Source organism: Collinsella sp. 4_8_47FAA, from assembly GCF_000763055.1.
GTDB lineage: Bacteria > Actinomycetota > Coriobacteriia > Coriobacteriales > Coriobacteriaceae > Collinsella.
Genome location: NZ_KN214134.1, coordinates 722743 through 745538, shown reverse-complemented (window position 1 = coordinate 745538; position 22796 = coordinate 722743). Strand labels below are relative to the sequence as shown.

The window sequence follows — 22796 nt, the reverse complement described above, 5'->3', positions numbered from 1 at the left end:
AAACCTTGGACAGACCGTATGACCTCGGGAATCTTGCTGTCCACTGTAGACATAGCATCTTTATACCCTCGTCAGTCTCCGCTAGTAAGCCCGTAATAAATTGAAGGACAACGTTAACAAACCTATAAAACGCCAGCGGGGCTCTATCACCAATTAGATAGAGCCCCGCTGGCGGAGTGTATTTGATTAAAACAACGTTCCTGAATTGATTTGCTGGAAATAAGGAGCAAAAGATCCGTCCGGATATACGTGGCGACAGAACCCTGTAGCTGACTGAGCGCCACCAGAAAGCGGCATAAGCACAAAGATCGGCTCTACCTCACCGCGGACGACAAAGATGCCCTCGACTAAAGCCAATCCGGACACCCCTAAAGCAGATAGAGCAAATGTCGGTTTATATAAACGCAAAAAGGGGGAGGCCGCGAGGCCTCCCCCTTCCAAGTTCAAGCGTACGGCTCGGTGCCGTCCACCGGTCAGCGGCGCCCTGGCCTCCCACGGGCTGACCCCGCAGTACTCTCGGCGCGATGGGGCTTAGCTTCCGGGTTCGGAACGGGACCGGGCGTGCCCCCCATGCTCTGGCCGCTGACCGGTGGGCGGCGCCCACCGTTACGGTGTCCGGGTGTCTCTCTCGCGTGCCCTGGGGGCCGCATGGCGTATAGGAAAGGGAACTGACTCGGGGGCATCCTCGTGCCCGGACCGCGCCTAAGAGCGCATGTCCCGCGGGCCGCGAGGTGCGGTTCCGGAAGAGCTCGGGCGATTAGTGCGGCTCGGCTGAGGACGTCGCCGTCCTTGCACCTGCCGTCTATCGACCAGGTAGTCTACCTGGGCCCTTACCGGAAGGAGAACTAATCCCTGGAACGGCTTCCCGCTTAGATGCCTTCAGCGGTTATCCGCGCCGCACGCGGCTACCCGGCCGTGCCGTTGGTCGACAACCGGTTCACCGGAGGTGCGTCCACCCCGGTCCTCTCGTACTGGGGGCAGCCTCCATCGATTCTCCTGCGCCCACGGAGGATAGGGACCGAACTGTCTCACGACGTTCTGAACCCAGCTCGCGTACCGCTTTAAACGGCGAACAGCCGTACCCTTGGGACCTGCTCCAGCCCCAGGATGCGATGAGCCGACATCGAGGTGCCAAACCTTGCCGTCGATGTGGACTCTTGGGCAAGATCAGCCTGTTATCCCCGGAGTACCTTTTATCCGTTGAGCGACGGCCCACCCACTCGGGGCCGCCGGATCACTAGAGCCTGCTTTCGCACCTGCTCGGCTTGTGGGCCTCGCAGTCAAGCCCGCTTGTACTCTTGCATTCAAAAGGACGGTTGCCGACCGTCCCGAGCGGACCTTCGCGCGCCTCCGTTACCCTTTAGGAGGCGACCGCCCCAGTCAAACTGCCCGCCTGGCACGGTCCCCGAGCCGGTTGACGGCCTCGGGTTAGGACGCCGGTCGCGCGAGGGCAGTATTCCAAGGGCGGCTCCCCGGGGGCTGGCGCCTCCGGATCGATGCCTCCTGCCTATCCTCTACACGCGGGACCAGCGGCCAATGCCAAGCTGCAGTGAAGGTTCACGGGGTCTCTCCGTCCTTCCGCGGGTAAGTCGCATCTTCACGACCAGTGCAATTTCACCGGGTCCATGGTCGAGACAGCGCCCAAGTCGTTGCGCCTTTCGTGCAGGTCGGAACTTACCCGACAAGGAATTTCGCTACCTTAGGACCGTTATAGTTACGGCCGCCGTTTACCGGGGCTTGGCTTCGGGGCTTCGCCGAATCGGCTAACTCCTCCGCGTGACCTTCCGGCACCGGGCAGGCGTCAGACCCTATACGTCGCCTTGCGGCTTCTGCAGAGTCCTGTGTTTTTGGTAAACAGTCGCTTGGGCCTCTCCACTGCGGCCCGCCTCCGCTCCCCGGGCAAGCCGGTTCACGTACGCGCGGGCACCCCTTCTCCCGAAGTTACGGGGCCATTGTGCCGAGTTCCTTGACCATGGTTGACCCGATCGCCTCGGTATGTTCTACCCACCCACCTGTGTCGGTTTGCGGTACGGGCGCGCACGCGCCTGCCTAGGGGTTTTTCTAGGGACCTCGGGCTCACTCGCTTCGCTTAAGTGCTTCGTCCGGAGCCTCGCCCTTCTGCGGACCGGATTTCCCTGGTCCGCGGGCCGCGCTCCATCACGGGGACGTCCAGAACCCCGCCGAGCCACCCCCATCCGTCGCCCCGTCGGTCGTAGCGCCGCGTGCGCGGTGCAGGAATGTCTGCCTGCTGCGCGTCGGCTACGCCTACCGGCCTCGCCTTAGCCCCCGACTGACCCTGGGAGGATTAGCCTTGCCCAGGAAACCTCGGGTTCACGGCGGACGAGTTACTCTCTCGTCTCTCGCTACTCATGCCAGCATTCTCACTCCCATGCGCTCCACCGTCGGTCGCCCTCCGGCTTCTCCGCCCATGGGAAGCTCCCCTACCGATTCTAATGAATTAAAATCCCGCCGCTTCGGTGTCCAGCTTAGCCCCGTGTATTGTCGGCGCATGTCCACTCGACCAGTGAGCTGTTACGCACTCTTTGAATGGATGGCTGCTTCTAAGCCAACATCCTGGTTGTCTGGGCGGACGCACATCCTTTGCCACTCGGCTGGAACTTGGGGACCTTAGCGGGCGGTCCGGGCTGTTTCCCTCTCGAGCACACAGCTTAGCCCACATGCTCTGACTGCCGCGCTCTGGGCCGCCGGCATTCGGAGTTCGGTTGGATTCGGTAGGCGGCGAAGCCCCCTCGTCCATCCGGTGCTCTACCTCCGGCGGTGAACGCGCGACGCTAGCCCTAAAGCTATTTCGGGGAGAACGAGATATCTCCGGGTTTGATTGGCCTTTCACCCCTATCCGCAGGTCATCGCCGCCGTTTTCAACCGACGTGCGTTCGGCCCTCCACGGGGTCTTACCCCCGCTTCAGCCTGCCCACGGATAGCTCACCCGGCTTCGCGTCCGCGGCGCGGGACTCAAGTCGCCCTGTTAAGGCTCGCTTTCGCTCCGGCTCCCTTTCGGTTAACCTCGCCCCGCGCCAGCGACTCGCTGGCTCATTCTACAAAAGGCACGCCGTCACAACTGAAAGTTGCTCCGACTGCTCGTGGGCGCACGGTTTCAGGTACTGTTTCACTCCCCTCCCGGGGTGCTTTTCACCTTTCCCTCACGGTACTGGTGCGCTATCGGTCACAGGGTAGTACTCAGGCTTGGATGGTGGTCCACCCAGGTTCGGACCGGGTTTCACGTGCCCGGCCCTACTCAGGGACCGCGTCGCGCCGTCCGGTCTGGGTTCGCGTACGGGGCTGTCACCCGCTGCGGCCGGCCCTCCCATGCCGTTCCGCTCCCCAGCCGGACCTGCGCCCGGGGGCGGCAGCCCCCGGATGCGCGGCCCTGCAACCCCGTCGGCGGAACCCCTGCCGGGTATGCCCGCTCGACGGTTTGGCCATCGGTCCCCTTTCGCTCGCCGCTACTCGGGGAGTCTCGAGATTGATTTCCTCTCCTCCGGGTACTTAGATGTTTCAGTTCCCCGGGTTGTCCTCCCCGGCCCTATGTGTTCGGGCCGGGGATATCCACACTGCTGTGGATGGGTTCGCCCATTCGGAGACCCCCGGGTCGAAGGATGTGTGCTCCTCGCCGGGGATTATCGCAGCTTGCCGCGTCCTTCATCGGCTCCCTGTGCCAAGGCATCCGCCGTGCGCCCGTGGTATCTTGCGGGACCGCATCGGGCCCGCGGGATATCCACGTGTCGCTAAAATTAATTAATCGATATCATGAATAGCGCTCGTATGTCGCAATTCGGGTATCTCATACCGCGGCACAGTGTATCCACTGTGCTCGCGATCAGATGCTCCTCACTCATTAATAAGTGAATTCTTCTTGTTTGGATCGGATGAATGATTGCTATCATTCTTACGTTTAATCGCAGAAAAGAATCGAGTCTGGAAGAAATTGATCTTCCATCTCTCTCCTATCGCTATGCGGCTCTCAAGGTACGCGGGTGCGACCCCGGGGACCGGGTGCTGCGGGGAATCATCCGTGGCGGACATCTACCGGACGGGCTCCTGCCCTCTATTCGAGTTAAGTTGATCTCTCTAGAAGATTTATCTCCCTAGAAAGGAGGTGATCCAGCCGCACCTTCCGGTACGGCTACCTTGTTACGACTTCACCCCCCTCACCCTCCACACCTTCGGCGCCTCCCCCCTCTCGGTTGGGCCGGCGACTTCGGGTGCAGACGACTCGGGTGGTGTGACGGGCGGTGTGTACAAGGCCCGGGAACGCATTCACCGCGGCATGCTGATCCGCGATTACTAGCAACTCCGACTTCATGGGGGCGGGTTGCAGCCCCCAATCCGAACTGGGGCCGGCTTTCCGGGATCCGCTCCCCCTCGCGGGGTGGCATCCCTCTGTACCGGCCATTGTAGCACGTGTGCAGCCCAGGGCATAAGGGGCATGATGACTTGACGTCGTCCCCGCCCTCCTCCGCCTTGACGGCGGCGGTCCCGCGTGGGTTCCCGGCATCACCCGATGGCAACACGCGGCGGGGGTTGCGCTCGTTGCGGGACTTAACCCAACATCTCACGACACGAGCTGACGACAGCCATGCACCACCTGTATGGGCTCCTCTCGGCCACGGGGTCTCCCCCGCTTCACCCATATGTCAAGCCCTGGTAAGGTTCTTCGCGTTGCTTCGAATTAAGCCACATGCTCCGCTGCTTGTGCGGGCCCCCGTCAATTCCTTTGAGTTTTAGCCTTGCGGCCGTACTCCCCAGGCGGGACGCTTAATGCGTTGGCTGCGGCACGGGGGGATCGTCCCCCCACACCTAGCGTCCATCGTTTACGGCTGGGACTACCAGGGTATCTAATCCTGTTCGCTCCCCCAGCTTTCGCGCCTCAGCGTCGGTCTCGGCCCAGAGGGCCGCCTTCGCCACCGGTGTTCCACCCGATATCTGCGCATTCCACCGCTACACCGGGTGTTCCACCCTCCCCTACCGGACCCAAGCCGCGGAGGTTCCGGGGGCTTCGGGGGGTTGAGCCCCCCGCTTCGACCCCCGGCCTGCCGGGCCGCCTACGCGCGCTTTACGCCCAATGAATCCGGATAACGCTCGCCCCCTACGTATTACCGCGGCTGCTGGCACGTAGTTAGCCGGGGCTTCTTCTGCAGGTACAGTCTTGACTCTTCCCTGCTGAAAGCGGTTTACGACCCGAAGGCCTCCGTCCCGCACGCGGCGTCGCTGCGTCAGGGTTCCCCCCATTGCGCAAGATTCCCCACTGCTGCCTCCCGTAGGAGTCTGGGCCGTGTCTCAGTCCCAATCTGGCCGGTCGGTCTCTCAACCCGGCTACCCGTTGTCGGCACGGTGGGCCGTCACCCCGCCGTCTACCTGATGGGCCGCGGAGCCATCCCCTCCCGTCGGGGCTTTAGCCGGGGTGCCATGCGGCACCCCGGGGTATCCGGTATTACCCGTCCTTTCGGGCGGCTATCCCGGGGGAGGGGGCAGGTTCTCCACGTGTTACTCAGCCGTTCGCCACTCGCTTCCCTCCGGAGAGGGGTGCCGTTCGACTTGCATGTGTTAGGCGCGCCGCCAGCGTTCATCCTGAGCCAGGATCGAACTCTCCGTCCAAAATATATGGGCTTCGAGCCCGTCCGGTCCTCTCAGTCATTCGCTGATCGGTTCCGTTCGATTCATATGGTTTTATTAGATAGGAAAAGGAATTTCTCGGGGCCGCCTCTCGGCGGCCTTGCGAAAAACAAATCCAAGTTAGACCATTTCAAATGGTTCGATGTCTGCCCGGATGCGACACATCTGGTGTGTCCATCCTCGCAGTATCCGGTTCTCAAGGTGCACGCTTTGCGGTCCATCCGGTTCGACCGGGCCGCGCGGCAAGGAGATATATTGCCAGACTGCGAAGCGATGTGGGACGTCAATTCCACTCTTCACAAGTCCTACACAATATATCGCTTCCTATATAAGTAATAGAAAGGCTGATGCAGAAATACTGCACGTATCAGATGATGACCCTTCGGTTAAGAGATATATAAAGATCGGTCACCTTTAAGTGTCTATCTACCCGCGCTTTTGCTATATAAACCAGCGCTTCAGATAAAAAGAGGGAGCGCCGCGCACAACGCGACACTCCCCTAGCGATTCAAGAGAATCTATTAGGCCTCGAGAGCCTTCTTGGCGATGGTAGCCAGCTCGTTGAAGGACTCGATGTCCTCGTAAGCCATCTGAGCCAGGACCTTGCGGTCGAGCTCGATGCCGGCAACCTTCAGACCGTGCATGAACTGAGAGTAAGAGATGTCGTTCAGGCGAGCAGCAGCGTTGATACGGGTGATCCAGAGAGAACGGATCTCGCGCTTCTTGTTGCGGCGATCACGATACTGATACTGCAGGGAGTGCTGGACCTGCTCTTTAGCATGCTTGTAAGTACGCGAAGCGGCACCGTAGTAACCCTTCGCACGGTGCATAACGGTACGGCGCTTCTTCTTGGCGGCAACAGCGCGCTTAATACGTGCCATGTTCTATCAACTCCTAGACGGTAAAACGAAAAACGGGAACGCGAACTTAGGCGAGACGCGACTTGATGACCTTGCGGTCGGCAGCGGCGATCTCGGTCTCCTGACGGAAGCCACGCTTACGCTTGGTGGACTTCTTGCTCAGGATGTGGCTCTTGAAAGCCTTGGCGCGCATAAGCTTGCCGGTACCAGTCTTGCGGAAACGCTTCTTGGTGCCGCTGTGGGACTTCATCTTAGGCATGAAATACTCCTTAATCGGTTACAGAACACTAGTTACTTGGTATCGCTTGCCGCTTTATCCTCATCGAAGGCGCCCTTAATCGGGGCGAGCAGCATAAGCATGTTACGGCCTTCCATCTTAGGCTTGGACTCGACCGTAGCGTAAGGCTTGAGATCCTCGGCGAGGCGCTCGAGAACGTTAAGGCCCTGCTCCGGGTGAGCCATCTCACGGCCGCGGAACATGATGGTGATCTTAACGCGTGCGCCCTTCTTGAGGAAACGCAGAACGTGGCCCTTCTTGGTCTCGTAGTCGCCAACGTCGATCTTGGGTCGGAACTTCATTTCCTTGACCTCGACCTTGGACTGGTTCTTACGAGCAGCCTTGGCCTTCATGGCCTGCTGGTACTTGAACTTACCGTAGTCCATGACCTTGCAGACCGGCGGCTCCGCGTTGGGAGCGATCTCGACCAGGTCGAGACCCTGATCGTCGGCGACGCGCTGGGCATCGCGGATGGCGAACAGGCCGAGCTGAGAGCCATCGACGCCAATCAAACGGCACGAAGATGCAGTGATCTCGTCGTTGATGCGGGTGTCATCAGACTTAGCTATTTTCCCTACCTCCATTCATAAAAAAATAACCCGGCGCTTCTCAACAACCAGGTCGTACACATAGACTTCCTCGATTTGAGGAAGGGAATCTAAGTTGTATGACCAGTCAGCTGCTCATTGGCGCCAAAAGGTGGGAACCCTCGGGTTCCTCTTTAGGGCATTGCGGGAACAACGCCTTGCGAATAATAACACGTACAGCGCGTTATCACATTACGTACACGAAAAAGAGGCCTTGACCCCCTTGAACGCTCGCTTGCATGTATGGTGCCCGAGGCGAGACTCGAAGGGCCTTCGCTTCGCGAAGCCCCGGGCTTCGGGCGCGTGGCGCCCTCGCCACGCTCCGCTACAAACAGGCCACAGGCCTTTTTGCTTAACGCTTCGCGCGCTCACGCGAGTTCGGCACGAAAAAGGGGGCCGCAACCCCCTTGAACGCTCACTTGCATGTATGGTGCCCGAGGCGAGACTCGAACTCGCACGTTGTTGCCAACGGTGGATTTTGAGTCCACTGCGTCTGCCAATTCCGCCACTCGGGCACGTAATGCGTGAGTTAGTTTATCACAGCTTTCTACCGATTAGTCCGAAAATGGAACTTCGAGCATTTCGATGAGTTCGACCGTGCGTAGCATCTCGCGCTGACGGCATCCGCGACCGTCGACCGAAGCCTCACCCATCTGGTTATCGTAAGGGTCCTCGCGCATGCCGTCGAAAGAGGGCTCAAACTCTGCCTGGAATCGATTGTTGGCCACCATACGCCATGGGTCGAGATTGCCAAAGTAGTGACGGCGGCGCCACTCCTCCCCCATCCTGCGAGCAGAAGATCCAAATGACACGTCGGCGTTGAGCCAACCGGTCTGCGGCGTATAGAACTCTGCCCAGTCGTGCGACCCCACCGAATCGGGCGCAACGTAGAGGCCGCTCTGCCAACGGGCAGGCACGCCCGCGATACGGCACATGGTGATAAACGTGAGCGCCATAACGCCGCAATCGCCGCGGAGCGAATGCGCGCAGTCATCGGCAATAGATCCCAAAAGCAAGTACGGCGGCTGATAGCGATAGTCGATATACTGCGTCAGGTAATCATAGATAGCACGGGCGCGATCGAGCGGATCCTCGAGTCCGCCAACAACGCTGGCCGTCAGCTGCTGCAGATACGGCGTAAATGCAATGTGCGGACGGTCCTCGGAAATATCCTCGGGCAGAGGCGCGTCCATACGCGGATGAACCGGAAGTGTGCCACCGTAGACATCACAATAAGCAGCATCGATGTGATAACGATAAGTCACCGAGAATGAGCGCTCACTCGAAGAAGACCACGAGGCGGTACGCGCCGAAGCGTTCGCGGGAGCAACAGCACCCTCCGGCGTCATGTCGAGAATCTCGACCTGAGACTGTTGGCGGCAGGTGGCGGCAACGGGTAGCCAAGCGCGAACGGTCTCCCCCTCTAGAGCGCCGGGGACAGACAAGGACGCCTTAAGCGTAATAACGCGAGTCAATCCGTTTTGTGACTCCATCTCCTTGAGCATCTCGTTGCGCAGCGCAATTCCGTCCGTAGGATCGGGACGCATGCCGGGAACCTCTTTGGGATATACGCGAAGCGAATCGAGGAAGTTGTCGAGAACGAACAGCTCGCCATCGATAAAGCGCCAGTCAATACGCTTACGGTCAATCAGATCGTCAAACTGCTCCTCGGTAAACTCAGGCCACTCCTCGCGAATCATCGCAATAGCCCGATCGCGCGACACCGAAAAATGAAGCGGCGTCTCAAGCATGCGATACCGCTCGGCACGAACGCAGGCAGCAAGCGAGGGATCGGGATTCTGCCCCAAAAGACGATCACAAGCCGCAACAGCCTGCGTCAAATATCCAGCATCCTTGAGACGAAGAATCTCGGGCGGCAGTCCAATATCGAGATGGCGAAAGTCATCGCAGCAAACATCAACAGAGCAACCAACAGGACCCTCGTCAATAACCTTCCCATCCGAAGGCAGCACATTAATAACAGCCATACCAAACTCCAAGTCATTAGAACTCTTGAAGCCCATTGTAGCGAGATAAAAAAGAAAGCCCCAATAAAGGAACCCTCAACACCGATAAACGGTACCTCTAAAAATGAATTCAGCCCAGTAACCCTGTAGCGAGTTAACAAAGGAGGCCCCGTTTCCCCGGAGCTGATTCCGTCGCGCGACTTCTGGCAAAGCCAGTAGCCATCTTAATTCAGACTCGTAACCCTGCGGCGTTAAACGAAGGAAGCCCCGTCCCCCGGAACTGTTTCCTTGGCGCGACTTCTGGCGAAGCCAGGTGAGCGCAAAGGAAACAGTGTAGGGGGACGGGGCTTCCGACGGGAAGTTTAGCGACGCTTACGCCTTGTTGACGGAGCCAAACTCCTCCATGAGCTCCTTGGTGCGGGCAACGATGTTGTCGCGACCAGGCTTGAGGAGCTTGCGGGGGTCAAAGCCCTTGCCCTGCTGATCCTTGCCAGCCTCGATGTACTCGCGAACGCCCTTGGCAAAGACGAGCTGCAGATCGGTGTTGACGTTGATCTTGGAGATACCCAGGGAGATGGCCTTCTTGATCTGATCCTCGGGGATGCCGGTGCCACCGTGCAGGACGAGGGGCAGGTCGCCGGTCTGAGCCTTGATCTCGCCCAGGCGCTCGAAGGAAAGGCCAGCCCAGTCGGCAGGGTACACGCCGTGGATGTTGCCGATACCGCAGGCGAGGAAGTCGACGCCCAGGTCAGCAATCTGCTTGCACTCAGCAGGATCAGCGAGCTCGCCGCTGGAGGTCACGCCGTCCTCGGTGCCGCCGATGCCGCCGACCTCGGCCTCGATGGACATGCCCTTGGAGTGGGCAAGCTCAACGAGCTCCTTGGTGCGGTCGAGGTTAAGCTGGAAGGTCTCCTCGTGAGAGCCGTCATACATGATGGACGTGAAGCCGGCCTCGATGCACTTGAAGCAGTCCTCGTAAGAACCGTGATCGAGGTGAAGGGCGACGGGAACGGTAACGCCCGTGGCCTCGACGGCAGCCTTGACCATGTCGGCGCAGACCTTGAAACCGCCCATCCACTTAGCGGCACCAGCGGTGCACTGAAGGATCAGCGGAGACTTGGCCTCCTCGGCGGCCTGGAGAATAGCCAGGGTCCACTCGAGGTTGTTGGTGTTGAAGGCACCGAGACCGTACTTGCCGGCCTCGGCCTTCTTGAGCATGTCTGCTGCGTTGACGAGCATAAAAGAAACCTCCTGTAAGGTTGCTCCGATAACGCCTGAGATTTTACCACGACATACCCGAGCATAAACGTTCGTTTGTTCACGAATACCATCCGATTGGACAAATTTTGACCGTTTGCCCCACAGAATCGACCCACTGGGGAAAATATCTTGACGATTGAGCGGTCTTCGTGGTTCGACAGACGGCTTCGAGCCTACATCTGCATAAACGGGTTCTGCATAAGTTCGCGCGCCATCGTGGTCGAATCGCCATGGCCCGTCAAGCAAACGGTATCGGGCGGAAGCATCTTGGCAAGTTTGGAGAGCGAGCGCATAATCGCCGCCTCGTCACCGCCGGAAAGATCGGTGCGACCGTGGCTGCCCGGGAAAAGCGTGTCGCCCACAAAGGCGATGTTCCCCTGCTCGGTCGCGGCGAACAGGACGATGCCGCCCGGCGTATGCCCCGGTGCCTCGATCACCTGCAGGCAGACGTCGCCCACCTCGATTGTATCGCCCTCGGCAAGCAAACGCGTCGGCTCACCCGGATCGGGCGTCTCGATACCCCACATGGCGCGCTGCTCCTCGATATTTGCGCGAGGTACCGTCACGTCCTTAGCGCACAACTCATATAGTGCGCTGTCGCCAACGACAGCTCGAACCCCGGCAACCCCGCCAACATGGTCGGCATGACCGTGCGTGCAGACAGAGCCGAGTACGCGCACCTCGGGATGCGCGGTGCGGATATGCTCCACAAGACGCTCGCCCTCCCACGCCGGATCGACGATTAAGCACTCGTCATTCGAAATCACGGCGTAGCTGTTGGTCTGAATCGGGCCGTTGACGAGCGCCTCAATCGAAGCCGCGCCTCGGGGTGTCAGGTCCAAAGTCATATCGTCCACGCGCATACCCTCCTTCTAAAATACGCTCGAGGCACCAAACGATGCCTCGAACGTAACCAATATCTATGATGCTGAGAGGCTCTCGCACCTACACACGGCGCTTGAGTTGCGCTCCGCCCTCGCCGGGCATAAGACGGCGAGCGTCGTAGACCGAATCGACGCTGCTGATGGAAGCCAGCAGCGGATCCAGACCACTCGCGTCCGAGATCTCGACCATAAAGCGCAGAGTTGCAATACCCTCGCGGTTGGTCGAGGTGGCGGCGGAAAGGATATTGCCGCCTGCATCGCCAATGGCAATGGTGACGTCCTTGAGCAGGCCCATGCGGTCCAGGCACTCGACCACGATCTCGACCTGGAAAAGTGTATCGGCAGCACCATCCCACTCTACGTCAATCATGCGCTCGGGGTGCTCCATGAGGCCCTTGACGTTGGGGCAATTGGCGCGATGTACCGAAACGCCACGACCGCGCGTGATGAAGCCGACGATGTCGTCGCCCGTCACGGGGTTGCAGCAATGAGCCAGACGGACCAGCAGGCCGCTGTTGCTCTCGCCCTTGACGATAATGCCGTTACTTGCGCTCTTGCCGCGCTTTTGCGGCTTGCGGTTGGAGCCGCGAGCAGGCTGTTTCACGACCTCGGCGATAGCCTCGGCCTTGGTGAGCTGTTCCTCGGGCTTGGGGTCCAAGATTTGCTCGACCTTATTGCCCACAGCGCGCGGGGCAACCTTGCCGGCACCGACGGCGGCAAACAGGTCCTCGAGCTGCTTGAAGTTAAACTGCTCCGCCACGGCATTGAGCGCACGCGTGGAGCGCGGCGTGGAGATGCCATACCCGCGCTTGCGCAGGTCCTTGGCCAGCATATCGCGGCCGGCGGCAGCGTCGTCGTCCTTAGTCGCGGCGGCAAAGTAGCGACGGATCTTTGACTTGGCGGAAGGCGTCTTGACGATCTTGAGCCAATCACGCGACGGCTTGGAACTCTTGTTAGTCAGGATTTCAACGCGGTCGCCCGTCTTGATCTCGTGCGTGAGCGGAGCCACCGCACCGTTGATTTTGGCGCCGACGCAATGGTTTCCCACCTCGGTGTGAACGGCATAGGCAAAGTCGAGCGGCGTGGAGCCGGCACGAAGCGCCATGACCTCGCCTTTGGGCGTGAAGACGAAGATCTCCTGATCGAAGAGGTCGACCTTCAGCGAATGCAGGTATTCCTTGGCGTCGGTAATCTCATCAGACGCAGCCCAATCGAGTGAGTGCTTAAGCCAGTTAATCTGGTCGTCCAAACGTTGAGCGTCATTGGTCTTGGAAGCAGACGATCCGCCCGACTTCTTATAGAGCCAGTGGGCGGCAATGCCGTACTCGGCCTGCTCATGCATCTCGTAGGTTCGAATCTGAATCTCGAGCGGACGAGCCGTGGGGCCGATGACCGTCGTGTGGAGCGACTGGTAGTTATTGACCTTGGGCATGGCGATATAGTCTTTAAAGCGACCAGGCATAGGGTGCCACAGCGTATGCACCGCACCGAGCGTGGAGTAGCAATCGCGCACCGAATGGGTAACAACGCGCAGCGCCACCAGGTCGTAGATCTCGGAGAACTCCTTGCCCTTGCGCTTCATCTTTTGGTAGATGGACCAATAGTGCTTGGAGCGGCCGTTGATCTGGAAGTCCTCCAGACCAATGCGGTTGAGCTCATCGGTAAGCGTCTTGATGGTCTCGGCAAGGTAGCGCTCGCGGACCTCGCGCGACTCCGCCACCATGCGCGCGATGCGCTGGTAGGCATCGGGCTCCAGGTAGAAGAAGGACAGGTCCTCGAGCTCCCACTTAATAGAGCTCATGCCCAGGCGGTCGGCCAAGGGCGCGTACACGTCCATGGTCTCGCGAGCCTTAAACAGGCGACGATCCTCGCGCAGGGCCGCCAGCGTACGCATGTTGTGCAGACGGTCGGCAAGTTTAACGATGATGACGCGAATGTCCTTGGACATGGCAAGGAACATCTTGCGCAGCGTGAGCGCCTGCTTCTCGTCCATGCTGTCGACTTCGATGTTGGTGAGCTTGGTCACGCCATCGACGAGCTCGGCCACCGTATCGCCAAACAGGCCGGAAACATCGGCGAGCGAGGTCTCAGTATCCTCGACGGTATCGTGCAGCAGCGCGGCGCACACCACATCGCAGTCCATCTTGAGATCGGCCAGAATGATGGCCACCTCGACGGGATGGTTGATGTACATCTCACCCGAGCGCCGCTTTTGGTTGCAATGCTTCTCGGCGGCAAAGCAGTAGGCCTGCTCCACCTTGGAGAAGTCGTCCTCATTCATATATTTGAGGCACAGGCGCTCCAGCTTGTCGTAGCTGTCCGCCATAATCTCGGGCGGCAGCTCATCGGCATGCTTATAGTGCTCCATCTCCGAAAACGGCTGGAGGGTGGAATCATGGGCGGTACGGGCTGCGGCATCCATCGAGGTCCCCTTCCCCTAGGCCCGCGGTACGATCGGGCGGTTAACTTTGGCTAGCATATCAGAAGCGCACGAATCGAGCGCCCAGCTCCGGAAAGCCGAGAACTCCATGCGCGAGCGCAAGCCCTCCAAATAGCGAATTGACCTGCTCAATTGCACGCGGCCGGGGTTTTCGGCCATCGCGATACGACGAGTGTCGTCAAACCCCGAAACGCGACAGAAACCAAGCTCTTCGAAGATTCCCAGGCCGCTTTCCACCGAACGCTCGTCGACCGGCGTGCGAGCATCGATGGCAAGGCACATCTGCGCGATGTCGATATCGCTTGCGCAGAATGAATCATCCCCGGTCTTGCCGCGGTTGGAGCGCCACATGGTCTGCAGCGCGCGATAGAGTGTGACGAGCTCGTCGCGCTCGGGTGCGTAGCAGTCGAGCAGGCGCTCGTTAATGCGGGCATCGCGCGACGAATAGAGCAGGTGGATCACGGCGGGCTGGCCATCGCGACCGGCGCGGCCGCTCATCTGGTTAAACTCAATGCCGCCAAACGGCATGTGATAGAGCACGACATGGCGGATATCGGGCAGGTTGACGCCCTCGCCAAAGGCAGATGTCGAGACGATGCAGCTGAGGCTGCCGTCTCGGAATGCTTCCTCCACGCGACGGCGATCGGAACGCGCAAGCCCCGCGTTATAGAACGCGATATGGGTTGCGCAATCGGGCACACGCTTGCGCAGTGTCTTGGCAAGCGCCACGGACTGGTCGCGCGAATTGACGTAAATGACGGTCTTCTCCCCCGTCGCCACGATCGACACCAAACGGTTCTCGCGGCTCGCAAGGTCGCGGTCGTCCTCGAGCTGCAGGTTCTCGCGCACCGTCTCGTCGACCACCGTGCGAGTGATCGGCAACATGCGGGCAAGCTCGGCCACGACCGGAGCCGTCGCGGTGGCCGTCGCAGCCATAACGACCGGGTCGCCCAGGGCTTTGAGGATATCGGGCATGTCAAGATAGGCGCTGCGGTCGCCGCCCTTGGCAAGGCCGGCGTGGTGCGCCTCATCGATAACGACAAAACCGATGCGTCCCGAACGCGCAAAGCGGTCGCGGTGAATGGACAGGAACTCGGGCGTCGTGAGCACGATGCCGGTGCGGCCCGAAGCCAAGCCGGCAAACACGTCATCGCGCGCCGCCTCCACGGTCTCGCCGGTCAGCACGCCGACGCCAATGCCGAGCGCGGCCATCGTCGACGAGAGGTGATAGGCCTGGTCGGCAACGAGCGCGCGCAGCGGATAGACAAAGATGCTCGCACGCCCGCGAAGGACCGCCTCGCGCGCGGCATGCACATGGAAGATAAGAGACTTGCCACGCCCCGTCCCCATAACGGCCAAAACGCTCTGGTGGTCTGCGAGCGCGTCGAGCGCCTCAACTTGCGCGCGGTGCGGCCGGTTCGAGCCGATAAAGCTATGGATAAGCGAGCGCGTCAGCTCGGTATAGGAAAGCTGGGCGAGCGTTTGGCGCTTGCGGGACTCCAGGCGCAGGCCAGAATCCGCCGGCTGTACGCCACGACGAAGCTCGCATGCCGGATCGTCGACGCCGGGCAGCGTGGTATCGCGGACCAGAATATCCTTGATCATGAGCTTGGGCTTCACACGCCCCTGCCAATGCTCGGCAACGGCCTCGAACACCAAGTCGACAGCGCTATCGCAGTTGATGAGCTTATCGATTTGCGGCACGCGGAACATGATGGCCGGCACGCTCGCGGCGCCATCGGTCGCCACAAAGCGCATGTGCTCGCCGGTTTTGCCCACCACGGCGCGATCGCACATCGTCACGCCCTCGGCGGCCAGCAGCGGCACCTTGTTGCCCTGGCCAAACGGCTCAAGACGGGAAATCTGCTCTATAGTCTCGATATTCAGCTCGGAAAGGTCGACCGTGGCGGCAACCTCGTCGATGTCTTCAAAGTCCTCAGCGGGAATCTCCGATAGCACGGCGGAAAGGCGACGACGGAATTCATCGAGCTTGGATGCCTCGATGGTCACACCCACCGCACCGGCATGTCCGCCGCGACGAATCAGCAGGTCGGAACAGCGCTCGACGGCGTCAAACAGGTTAACTTTGCCCACCGAGCGACCAGAGCCGCGCGCGATACCGTCCTCGATCGAGAACAGCAGCGCCGGCACGTGATAGCGGTTGGTCAGACGGCTTGCCACGATACCCTTGACGCCCTCGTGCCAGCCTTCGCCGCCCACAACGATCGCGCGCCCGCCGTCATAGGTCTCCTCGACCTTTGCCATGGCATCGCGCGTGAGCTCCGCCTCGATCTCACGGCGCTGGCGGTTGATTTCCTCGAGCTCAGCCGCCAGCGCGCTTGCTTCGATGGGATTGCGGGCAAGCAGCAGGTCGAGCGCCAGCTTGGGATCGGCCATGCGGCCGGCAGCGTTTAAGCGGGGAATGAGCGAGAATGACAGGCCATCCGCCGTAATGCTCGAAAGGTCCGCCTTGGCAAGCGCGGCAAGCGCGATATAGCCGGGGCGAGCGGTTACGCGCATCTGCTGGATGCCCTCGGCAACCAGCGCGCGGTTCTCGGGCGTGAGCGGCATCATGTCGGACACGGTGCCCAGCGCCGCGACCTCGATTAGCGAACGCCAATACGACGGCTTGCCCAGGCGCTCACCCAGGACTTGCACCAGCTTGAGCGCCACACCAGCACCGGCAAGCTCGCGCGAGGGGCCCTCGTCCTCGAGCTTGGGGTCGGTCAGGGGCACACCCTGCGGCACCTGGTCGGAGGGCTCGTGATGGTCCGTGACCACCAAATCGATCCCCAGGTCCTCCAAATAGGAAACCTCTTCCTTGGCGGCAATGCCGTTATCGACGGTCACGATCAGCTGGGGGCGAGCGAGCTCGTTAACGCGATCGAGTGCCGCGCGCGAAAGACCGTAGCCCTCATCAAAGCGATGCGGAATAAACGGCGTGACATCGGCGCCAAACGTGCGCAGCGCCTCGGTCAACAGGCAGGTCGACGTAATACCGTCAACGTCAAAATCGCCAAAGACCGCAATGTGCTCGTGGTTGCGAATAGCACGCTCGACGCGGTCGGCAACGACCGACATGCCCGGGATAATGAGTGGGTCGGCCCAGTCGCGATCGAGCGAAGGTGTCAAAAACAATTGGCCCTCTTTGATGGAGTCAATGCCGTGCGCGACCATAATGCGCGCCACCAGCCCGGGAATGCCCAGACCAGCCGAAAGCTCCTTTTCGAGCTCAGGGTTTTGCTGAGCGACCGCCCAGCGATGCGTCGTCTTAAGCGATGACATAGGCACCCACCCCTGATAGGGGCAGGTCGCCGCGATACCTCTCACGGTTCATAGCGATGAGTCCTCTGTGTATGCCCGCTTCGGCAGGCAGATCTGTTGAACGGATTTATTATACCGTGCAGCGCGGACGCAAAACGCCGCGGTGCGCCGCGGTTTCGGCAAACGATGGCGGTAATGGCCTCGAAATAATCGAGCGTTTCAGCCGCACGGACGCATACGAGCGTCTAGCATATCCATACAAACGAGTTCGCGGATAAAGGGAGTCACGGGACATATGAAGCAATGGGCTGGACTGGGAAAGTTCCTCGCGGGGCATATGCAGATCATCGTTCCGATTTGCGTGGCGCTCGGCGTGCTCTTTCCCCAGCAGATCGGCGTGCTCAAGCCCATTGTTCCCGCCCTCTTCGCCTTTATGACGTTTCAGGGCGCGCTCAGCAACACTTTTCACCAGGTAGCCGAGGTGTTCCACCGTCCGCTGCACCTGATTCTGGCGCTGCTGGTCTCGGCAGTGCTTATTCCCATCGCGGCGTATGCCATAGGGTCACTCTTCTTTGGCTCCAACCCCAACCTTGTCTGCGGCATCGTGCTCGAGTACAGCGTGCCCGTGGCCGTCACCGCTTTTATGTGGATCAGCATGTTCGGCGGCAACGGCCCGCTCGCGCTCACCATCATCCTGACGTCCTCGGTTATCTCCCCTGTGACGATTCCGCTCACGCTTAAGCTCTTGCTGGGTGCCACCGTCTCGATCGATGTGCCGAGTATGATGCAAGACATGGCCTTTATGATCGCCATCCCCGCCGTGCTCGGCATCGTGATCAACGAGCTCACGCGTGGATGGGGACACGAGAAGCTCTCCCCCGTGCTCTCGCCCGCCTGCAAATTCATGATGATGGGCGTTATCGCCTCCAACTCCACCGCCATGAGCGAGTACGTGCTGCACATGAACGCGGTGCGCTTGGAAGTCGCCCTCTTTATTTTGGTCTTCGCCATCAGTGGCTTTGTCGTCGGTTTTCTGGTCGCCCATGCGCTGCATCTGCCATATAGCGAGACGACCACCATGTGCTTTACCTGCGGCATGCGTAACATCTCTTCGGGCGCCGTCATCGCCACGCAGTACTTTCCGGGCGAAGTCGTGTTTCCCGTCATGTGCGGAACGCTGTTTCAGCAGGTACTCGCCTCGCTTATCGGGCATCTCTTTGAGCGTCTGACCGGCGAGGAGCGCGCCGCCCAGTGCAAGCGGGTCGAGGCCGGCCGCAACGCCATGGCACGCTAGACTGCCCGCAGTGTGCGGGCGCTCACTTTACGATGTGAGCGCCTCCAGATGTGCACGGAGTCGCTCTGCATCGACATCGAGCGTGGTCTCAGCATTGACCTGAGCCAGCCGATACCCGACAAAGTAGGGCGAAACCACCCAACGCGGCAGCGCCTTGGCAATGGTCCGACCGCCCAGGTGATAGAAGAACAGGTTGTACGACTCTGCGCGACCGCCGTGGTGCTCGTTCAGGATATAGCGCAGAGCCACCTGGATCGCATCGGCGAAGAGATCCGCCTCGGCTTGGTCTCTAGTGTCATCGCTGGCAGCGATTCCCTGCGGGGCTGAAACGTTGACCTCAAAGAACCCCATGATGGGTTCGGTTGAGATGTTGACCGAAATCCTCCCCTGTTGCCAGACATTGATGCCTTCGAAATTGGCAGAAGTCAGCGAAGTGTAGCCGTCTTCCTGCTCCAAACCCACAATCTGCATGTGCGGATGAACGAGACTGCCGCCCGAAAGCGGACCCTTGTTCTTGTACATGAGCACGCTTCGATACTGCTGCGAGTCGATCATCCGCTGCCAGCAACCCAGAGCAAACCGCATCACATGGTGGAGTTCATCCGGCTCATAGGTCACCAGGTCGGCATCGTGATCGGCCGACTCGATCAGCACGGTTTGATGGGTGGCGCGCAGGGTTTTGAACTTATTCTCGAGCCAGATGCAGTCACCGTCGCGCTGGATGATGTTGGTGAGCCCCTCCGTGTTGCAAAAGGGGCACGCGGTACCGGGGCGACGGTTGTCGTCGGGCTTGCCGCTCGCCTGCTGAACATCGAATACAAGCGCCACGGGCTACACCCCCAGCGGTACGATCCTTGTGCCATGGAGCTCGGAGACGCCCAGTGCCGCCGCCACGGTATCGCGGTTGGCCGTGGAAATGCCGCCGCCGGGAAGGATGGTCAAGCGGTCGCCCGCATACTCGATCAAGCGGGCCAGGTTTTCGAAGTTGTCCTCGATCGGCGTACCGGCAGCGCCACCATGCGTCAGGATGCGTGTGATGCCGCAGTCGGCGAGTGTGTCAATCGCGTCGAGCTGAGCCTCGGGCGAGAGCTGATCAAACGCCATGTGGAAGGTGATGTCGATGGGCTCACGCTTGCATTCCTCGGTCGCGCAGCCCGCGGCCATCACGAGAGCGCCCAACGTAAGCTCGTCGAGCGCCCATCCGCCAGCGCAGGGCTTGCAGCTGCCAAAGACCAAGCCGTCAACGCCGGCGCTTACGGCAAGGCCCAGGTCCATCTCCATCATGCGCAGCTCGTCTTGGTTGTAATGAAAGTCACCGCCACGCGGGCGAATCATGCACATCACTCGCGCGTCATGCTCGTGAGCATAGCTGACTGTAGCGCTGATAACACCGGCCGAGGGTGTAGTGCCACCGACGGCAAGGTTGTCGCACAGTTCAATACGCCTTGCACCGGCATCGATAGCCGCCGGCACCCGCTCAAAGTTCTCGGCACAAAACTCGTACAGCATAGATAGACCCCCAAAGACAGCAGATGTTTTCCGACGGGCATTGTCACACATCCCCATGAAGTTGCGGTGGAATAGGGACTCATTTGGCCTCTGGAGCCCGTATTCAGTCCCTATTTCACCGCAACTTAAAAAGGGGCGCTGACTGAGACAGTCAGCGCCCCTTTTGTTAGGTGGGTTAGCCTCCGAGGTAGGCTTTGCGGACGTTGTCGTCATGCAGGAGCTCTTGGCCGGTGCCGGTCATGGTGATCTTGCCGGTCTCGAGCACGTAACCGCGTGTGGCGATAGAAAGCGCCATCTGCGCGTTTTGCTCGACCAGAAGCACCGTGGTGCCGGCCTTGTGCAGGTCCTCGACAATCTGGAAGATCTGTTCGATCAGAATCGGTGCCAGACCCATGGAAGGTTCGTCGAGCATAAGCAGTTTGGGGTTACTCATAAGGGCGCGCCCCATAACGAGCATCTGCTGCTCGCCACCTGAAAGGGTGCCGGCGACCTGGCGACGACGTTCCTTCAGGCGCGGGAACTGCTCGTAGACGCGCTCCAGGCCCGGAGCCACCGTGGACTTGGGCTGCGTATAGGCACCCATCTCCAGGTTCTCCTCAACCGTCATCTGCAAAAAGGCGCGACGGCCCTCGGGAACCTGAGCCAGGCCCTTGCCCACCAGCTTGTCGGCAGGCGTATGGGTAATGTCCTCGCCCATAAACTTGATGGAGCCGGTCTTGGAACGCAGCAGGCCCGAGACGGTCTTAAGCGTCGTGGACTTGCCGGCGCCGTTGGCACCAATCAAGGCCACGATCTCGCCCTCGTTGACGTTAAAGGAGATGTCCTTGATGGCGTGGATGGCGCCGTACCAGACGTTGATGTTGTAGACGGAAAGCATCGGCTCTGCCATTTAGTTCTCCCCCTTATCCTGCTTGCCCAGATATGCCTCGATAACGGCGTCGTTGTTCTGGATCTCCTCGGCCGTACCCTTGGCAATGACCTTGCCAAAGTTGAGCACGCAGATGCCCTCGCAGATGTTCATAACGAGCGACATATCATGCTCGATAAGCATGATGGCGATGCCGAAGGTGTCACGAATCTTGACGATGTTCTCCATAAGCTCCGCGGTCTCGGACGGGTTCATGCCGGCGGCAGGCTCATCGAGCAGCAGCAGCTTGGGGTTGGTGGCAAGCGCGCGGACGATCTCCAGACGACGCTGTGCGCCGTAAGGCAGCGATCCGGCCTGCTCATTTGCCAGGTGTTCCATATCAAAAATGGACAGCAGCTCCATGGCGCGCTCGTGGACGGCCTTCTCGTGCTTCCAATACGTCGGCAGGCGCAGCACGCCCTCAAAGCCGGAGTAGCGCTCCTGGTTGTGCAGGCCGACCTTAACGTTGTCCTCCACCGTCATGGTGTTGAACAGGCGAATGTTCTGGAACGTACGGGCAATACCCATGCGGTTGACCTGGTAGACCGACTTGCCCGAAGTGTCCTCACCGTCGAGCAGGATGGTGCCGTGCGTGGGCTGGTACACCTTGGTGAGCAGGTTGAAGACCGTGGTCTTGCCGGCACCGTTGGGGCCGATGAGACCGGCGATCTCGGTCTTGCCGATAGTCAGGCTAAAGTCGTCGACCGCCTTAAGGCCACCGAACTCAATGCCCAGGTGGATGCACTCGAGTGCCGGGCGCTCGCCCAGGTCGCGGTCGGGAACGATGGCGCCAGAAGGATACGGGACCATCTTGCCCTTGTTGAACTCAAATTTACTGGGCATCGGCTGCCACCTCCTTCTTGGAAGCAAAGCGGTCCTTGACGCGACCGAAGAACGCCTTGAGCTGCGGGTTGTTGGTAAAGATCATGACCAGAATCAGCACGATGGCGTAGATGAGCATGCGGTAGTCCGAGAACTGACGGAGCAGCTCGGGAAGCACCGTGAGCAATGCCGCCGCGATGACGGAGCCGCGCATATTGCCCAGACCGCCCAGGACCACGAACACCAGGATGAGGATGGACGTGTTGAAGTCGAACTTGGTGGCGGAGAGCTGCGAGAAGTTACCGCCGAAGAGAGCTCCGGCAGCACCGGCGAGGGCAGCGGAAACCACGAAGGCGATCATGCGGTACTGGGTGACGGAGATGCCCACGGACTCGGCTGCAATCTTGTTATCGCGCACGGCCATAATGGCACGGCCGGTACGGCTGCGAACCAGGTTGAGCACGATCACGAGTGCGACCATGACCAGGATGGCACCGGCGAGGAAGGTCGAGTACGTCGACACGCCCGAGGCGCCCTGGGCGCCCTTGATGATGGCGGTGCCGTCCTCGAGCAGGTGCAGGTCGTCGATCGTAGAGTTGCCCGTGATGTTAAAGATCACGTGCAGGCCGCGGGAGTCGACGCCCACAATGAGGCAGGTGACGATCTCTTTGATGATCTCGCCAAAGGCCAGCGTCACGATAGCCAGGTAATCGCCGCTCAGGCGCAGGACCGGGATACCAATCAAGAAGCCCAAGATGGCAGCGGCGATAGCGCCGACCACGATGCTGATGATAAGGCGCACCGGATCGGAGGGAACGGCGCTCTCCAGCGCGACGGCGGTGACGATGCCCGTGTAGGCGCCGACACTCATAAAGCCCGCGTGGCCCAGCGACAAGTCGCCCGCGATGCCGACGACGAGGTTGAGGGAAATGGCCATGACGATATAGGCCGTGATGGGAACCAGCTGACCGGCGATCATGCGCGGAATCATGTGTTTAGACTGCATAAAGAACACGATGGCGAAGGCCACGATGCACATGGCGTACGTGACAAAGTCGTGACGCGTCTGCTTGTCTTTAAGAAACTTCATA

The 22796-nt window shown here is 60.2% G+C and carries 14 protein-coding genes, 1 tRNA gene and 3 rRNA genes; 1 reads left to right on the top strand and 17 read right to left on the bottom strand.

The window, feature by feature from the left end:
- Window positions 1-471: 471 nt before the first annotated feature.
- The 12 genes from rrf to recJ form a co-directional block, all read right to left on the bottom strand.
- Window positions 472-587, bottom strand: a 5S ribosomal RNA gene (gene rrf / locus HMPREF9463_RS03355).
- Between the two features lie 150 nt (window positions 588-737).
- Window positions 738-3712: ribosomal RNA gene (locus tag HMPREF9463_RS03350) — 23S ribosomal RNA — on the bottom strand.
- Window positions 3713-4110: 398 nt separating this feature from the next.
- A 16S ribosomal RNA gene (locus HMPREF9463_RS03345) occupies window positions 4111-5616 on the bottom strand.
- Together the 16S, 23S and 5S rRNA genes form the textbook arrangement of a ribosomal RNA operon.
- 539 nt (window positions 5617-6155) lie before the next feature.
- Window positions 6156-6515, bottom strand: coding sequence for a 50S ribosomal protein L20 (gene rplT / locus HMPREF9463_RS03335; protein ID WP_006234421.1), 360 nt, complete (start codon window positions 6513-6515; stop codon window positions 6156-6158).
- Between the two features lie 46 nt (window positions 6516-6561).
- On the bottom strand, window positions 6562-6753 hold the full coding sequence (rpmI, locus tag HMPREF9463_RS03330) for a 50S ribosomal protein L35 (protein WP_006234422.1): 192 nt from the start codon (window positions 6751-6753) through the stop codon (window positions 6562-6564).
- A gap of 32 nt (window positions 6754-6785) precedes the next feature.
- Complete coding sequence (gene infC / locus HMPREF9463_RS03325) at window positions 6786-7355, bottom strand: translation initiation factor IF-3 (RefSeq protein WP_006234423.1); 570 nt, start codon at window positions 7353-7355, stop codon at window positions 6786-6788.
- Window positions 7356-7786: 431 nt separating this feature from the next.
- A tRNA-Leu gene (locus HMPREF9463_RS03320) sits at window positions 7787-7873 on the bottom strand.
- A gap of 39 nt (window positions 7874-7912) precedes the next feature.
- On the bottom strand, window positions 7913-9346 hold the full coding sequence (locus HMPREF9463_RS03315) for a transglutaminase-like domain-containing protein (protein WP_035137224.1): 1434 nt from the start codon (window positions 9344-9346) through the stop codon (window positions 7913-7915).
- 351 nt (window positions 9347-9697) lie between these two features.
- Window positions 9698-10564, bottom strand: coding sequence for a class II fructose-1,6-bisphosphate aldolase (gene fba / locus HMPREF9463_RS03310; RefSeq protein ID WP_035137086.1), 867 nt, complete (start codon window positions 10562-10564; stop codon window positions 9698-9700).
- Between the two features lie 194 nt (window positions 10565-10758).
- The gene (locus HMPREF9463_RS03305) at window positions 10759-11448 is read right to left on the bottom strand and encodes an MBL fold metallo-hydrolase (protein WP_084591759.1); all 690 of its coding nucleotides are present in this window, start codon (window positions 11446-11448) and stop codon (window positions 10759-10761) included.
- 82 nt (window positions 11449-11530) lie between these two features.
- Window positions 11531-13891, bottom strand: coding sequence for a RelA/SpoT family protein (locus tag HMPREF9463_RS03300; RefSeq protein ID WP_035137085.1), 2361 nt, complete (start codon window positions 13889-13891; stop codon window positions 11531-11533).
- A gap of 15 nt (window positions 13892-13906) precedes the next feature.
- Window positions 13907-17194: a single-stranded-DNA-specific exonuclease RecJ gene (recJ, locus tag HMPREF9463_RS03295; RefSeq protein ID WP_035137084.1), complete on the bottom strand. Its 3288-nt coding sequence runs from the start codon at window positions 17192-17194 to the stop codon at window positions 13907-13909.
- 274 nt (window positions 17195-17468) lie between these two features.
- Here recJ and HMPREF9463_RS03290 point away from each other — a divergent pair, with 274 nt between their 5' ends.
- A complete protein-coding gene (locus HMPREF9463_RS03290) occupies window positions 17469-18467 on the top strand; it encodes a bile acid:sodium symporter family protein (protein WP_035137082.1) in 999 nt (332 codons plus the stop codon).
- Between the two features lie 27 nt (window positions 18468-18494).
- On the opposite strand, the gene HMPREF9463_RS03285 is transcribed toward HMPREF9463_RS03290, so the two are convergent.
- The 5 genes from HMPREF9463_RS03285 to HMPREF9463_RS03265 form a co-directional block, all read right to left on the bottom strand.
- A complete protein-coding gene (locus HMPREF9463_RS03285; RefSeq protein WP_035137081.1) occupies window positions 18495-19295 on the bottom strand; it encodes a DUF4931 domain-containing protein in 801 nt (266 codons plus the stop codon).
- A 3-nt stretch (window positions 19296-19298) separates the two neighbouring features.
- Complete coding sequence (locus tag HMPREF9463_RS03280; RefSeq protein WP_035137078.1) at window positions 19299-19976, bottom strand: copper homeostasis protein CutC; 678 nt, start codon at window positions 19974-19976, stop codon at window positions 19299-19301.
- Between the two features lie 175 nt (window positions 19977-20151).
- The gene (locus tag HMPREF9463_RS03275; protein WP_035137222.1) at window positions 20152-20853 is read right to left on the bottom strand and encodes an ABC transporter ATP-binding protein; all 702 of its coding nucleotides are present in this window, start codon (window positions 20851-20853) and stop codon (window positions 20152-20154) included.
- A gap of 12 nt (window positions 20854-20865) precedes the next feature.
- Entirely contained in the window at window positions 20866-21726 is an 861-nt protein-coding gene (locus HMPREF9463_RS03270) for an ABC transporter ATP-binding protein (protein WP_035137076.1), read from the bottom strand.
- Window positions 21716-22795: a branched-chain amino acid ABC transporter permease gene (locus tag HMPREF9463_RS03265; protein WP_035137221.1), complete on the bottom strand. Its 1080-nt coding sequence runs from the start codon at window positions 22793-22795 to the stop codon at window positions 21716-21718. The genes HMPREF9463_RS03270 and HMPREF9463_RS03265 overlap by 11 nt, the downstream gene beginning before the upstream one ends.
- Between the last annotated feature and the right edge of the window lies 1 nt (window position 22796).

Bases quoted from the DNA above. Each gene is read 5' to 3' on its own strand.
- rplT (WP_006234421.1), bottom strand. From the start codon at position 6,515: ATGGCACGTATTAAGCGCGCTGTTGCCGCCAAGAAGAAGCGCCGTACC.
- rpmI (WP_006234422.1), bottom strand. From the start codon at position 6,753: ATGCCTAAGATGAAGTCCCACAGCGGCACCAAGAAGCGTTTCCGCAAG.
- infC (WP_006234423.1), bottom strand. From the start codon at position 7,355: ATGGAGGTAGGGAAAATAGCTAAGTCTGATGACACCCGCATCAACGAC.
- HMPREF9463_RS03315 (WP_035137224.1), bottom strand. From the start codon at position 9,346: ATGGCTGTTATTAATGTGCTGCCTTCGGATGGGAAGGTTATTGACGAG.
- fba (WP_035137086.1), bottom strand. From the start codon at position 10,564: ATGCTCGTCAACGCAGCAGACATGCTCAAGAAGGCCGAGGCCGGCAAG.
- HMPREF9463_RS03305 (WP_084591759.1), bottom strand. From the start codon at position 11,448: ATGCGCGTGGACGATATGACTTTGGACCTGACACCCCGAGGCGCGGCT.
- HMPREF9463_RS03300 (WP_035137085.1), bottom strand. From the start codon at position 13,891: ATGGATGCCGCAGCCCGTACCGCCCATGATTCCACCCTCCAGCCGTTT.
- recJ (WP_035137084.1), bottom strand. From the start codon at position 17,194: ATGTCATCGCTTAAGACGACGCATCGCTGGGCGGTCGCTCAGCAAAAC.
- HMPREF9463_RS03290 (WP_035137082.1), top strand. From the start codon at position 17,469: ATGAAGCAATGGGCTGGACTGGGAAAGTTCCTCGCGGGGCATATGCAG.
- HMPREF9463_RS03280 (WP_035137078.1), bottom strand. From the start codon at position 19,976: ATGCTGTACGAGTTTTGTGCCGAGAACTTTGAGCGGGTGCCGGCGGCT.
- HMPREF9463_RS03275 (WP_035137222.1), bottom strand. From the start codon at position 20,853: ATGCTTTCCGTCTACAACATCAACGTCTGGTACGGCGCCATCCACGCC.
- HMPREF9463_RS03270 (WP_035137076.1), bottom strand. From the start codon at position 21,726: ATGCCCAGTAAATTTGAGTTCAACAAGGGCAAGATGGTCCCGTATCCT.
- HMPREF9463_RS03265 (WP_035137221.1), bottom strand. From the start codon at position 22,795: ATGAAGTTTCTTAAAGACAAGCAGACGCGTCACGACTTTGTCACGTAC.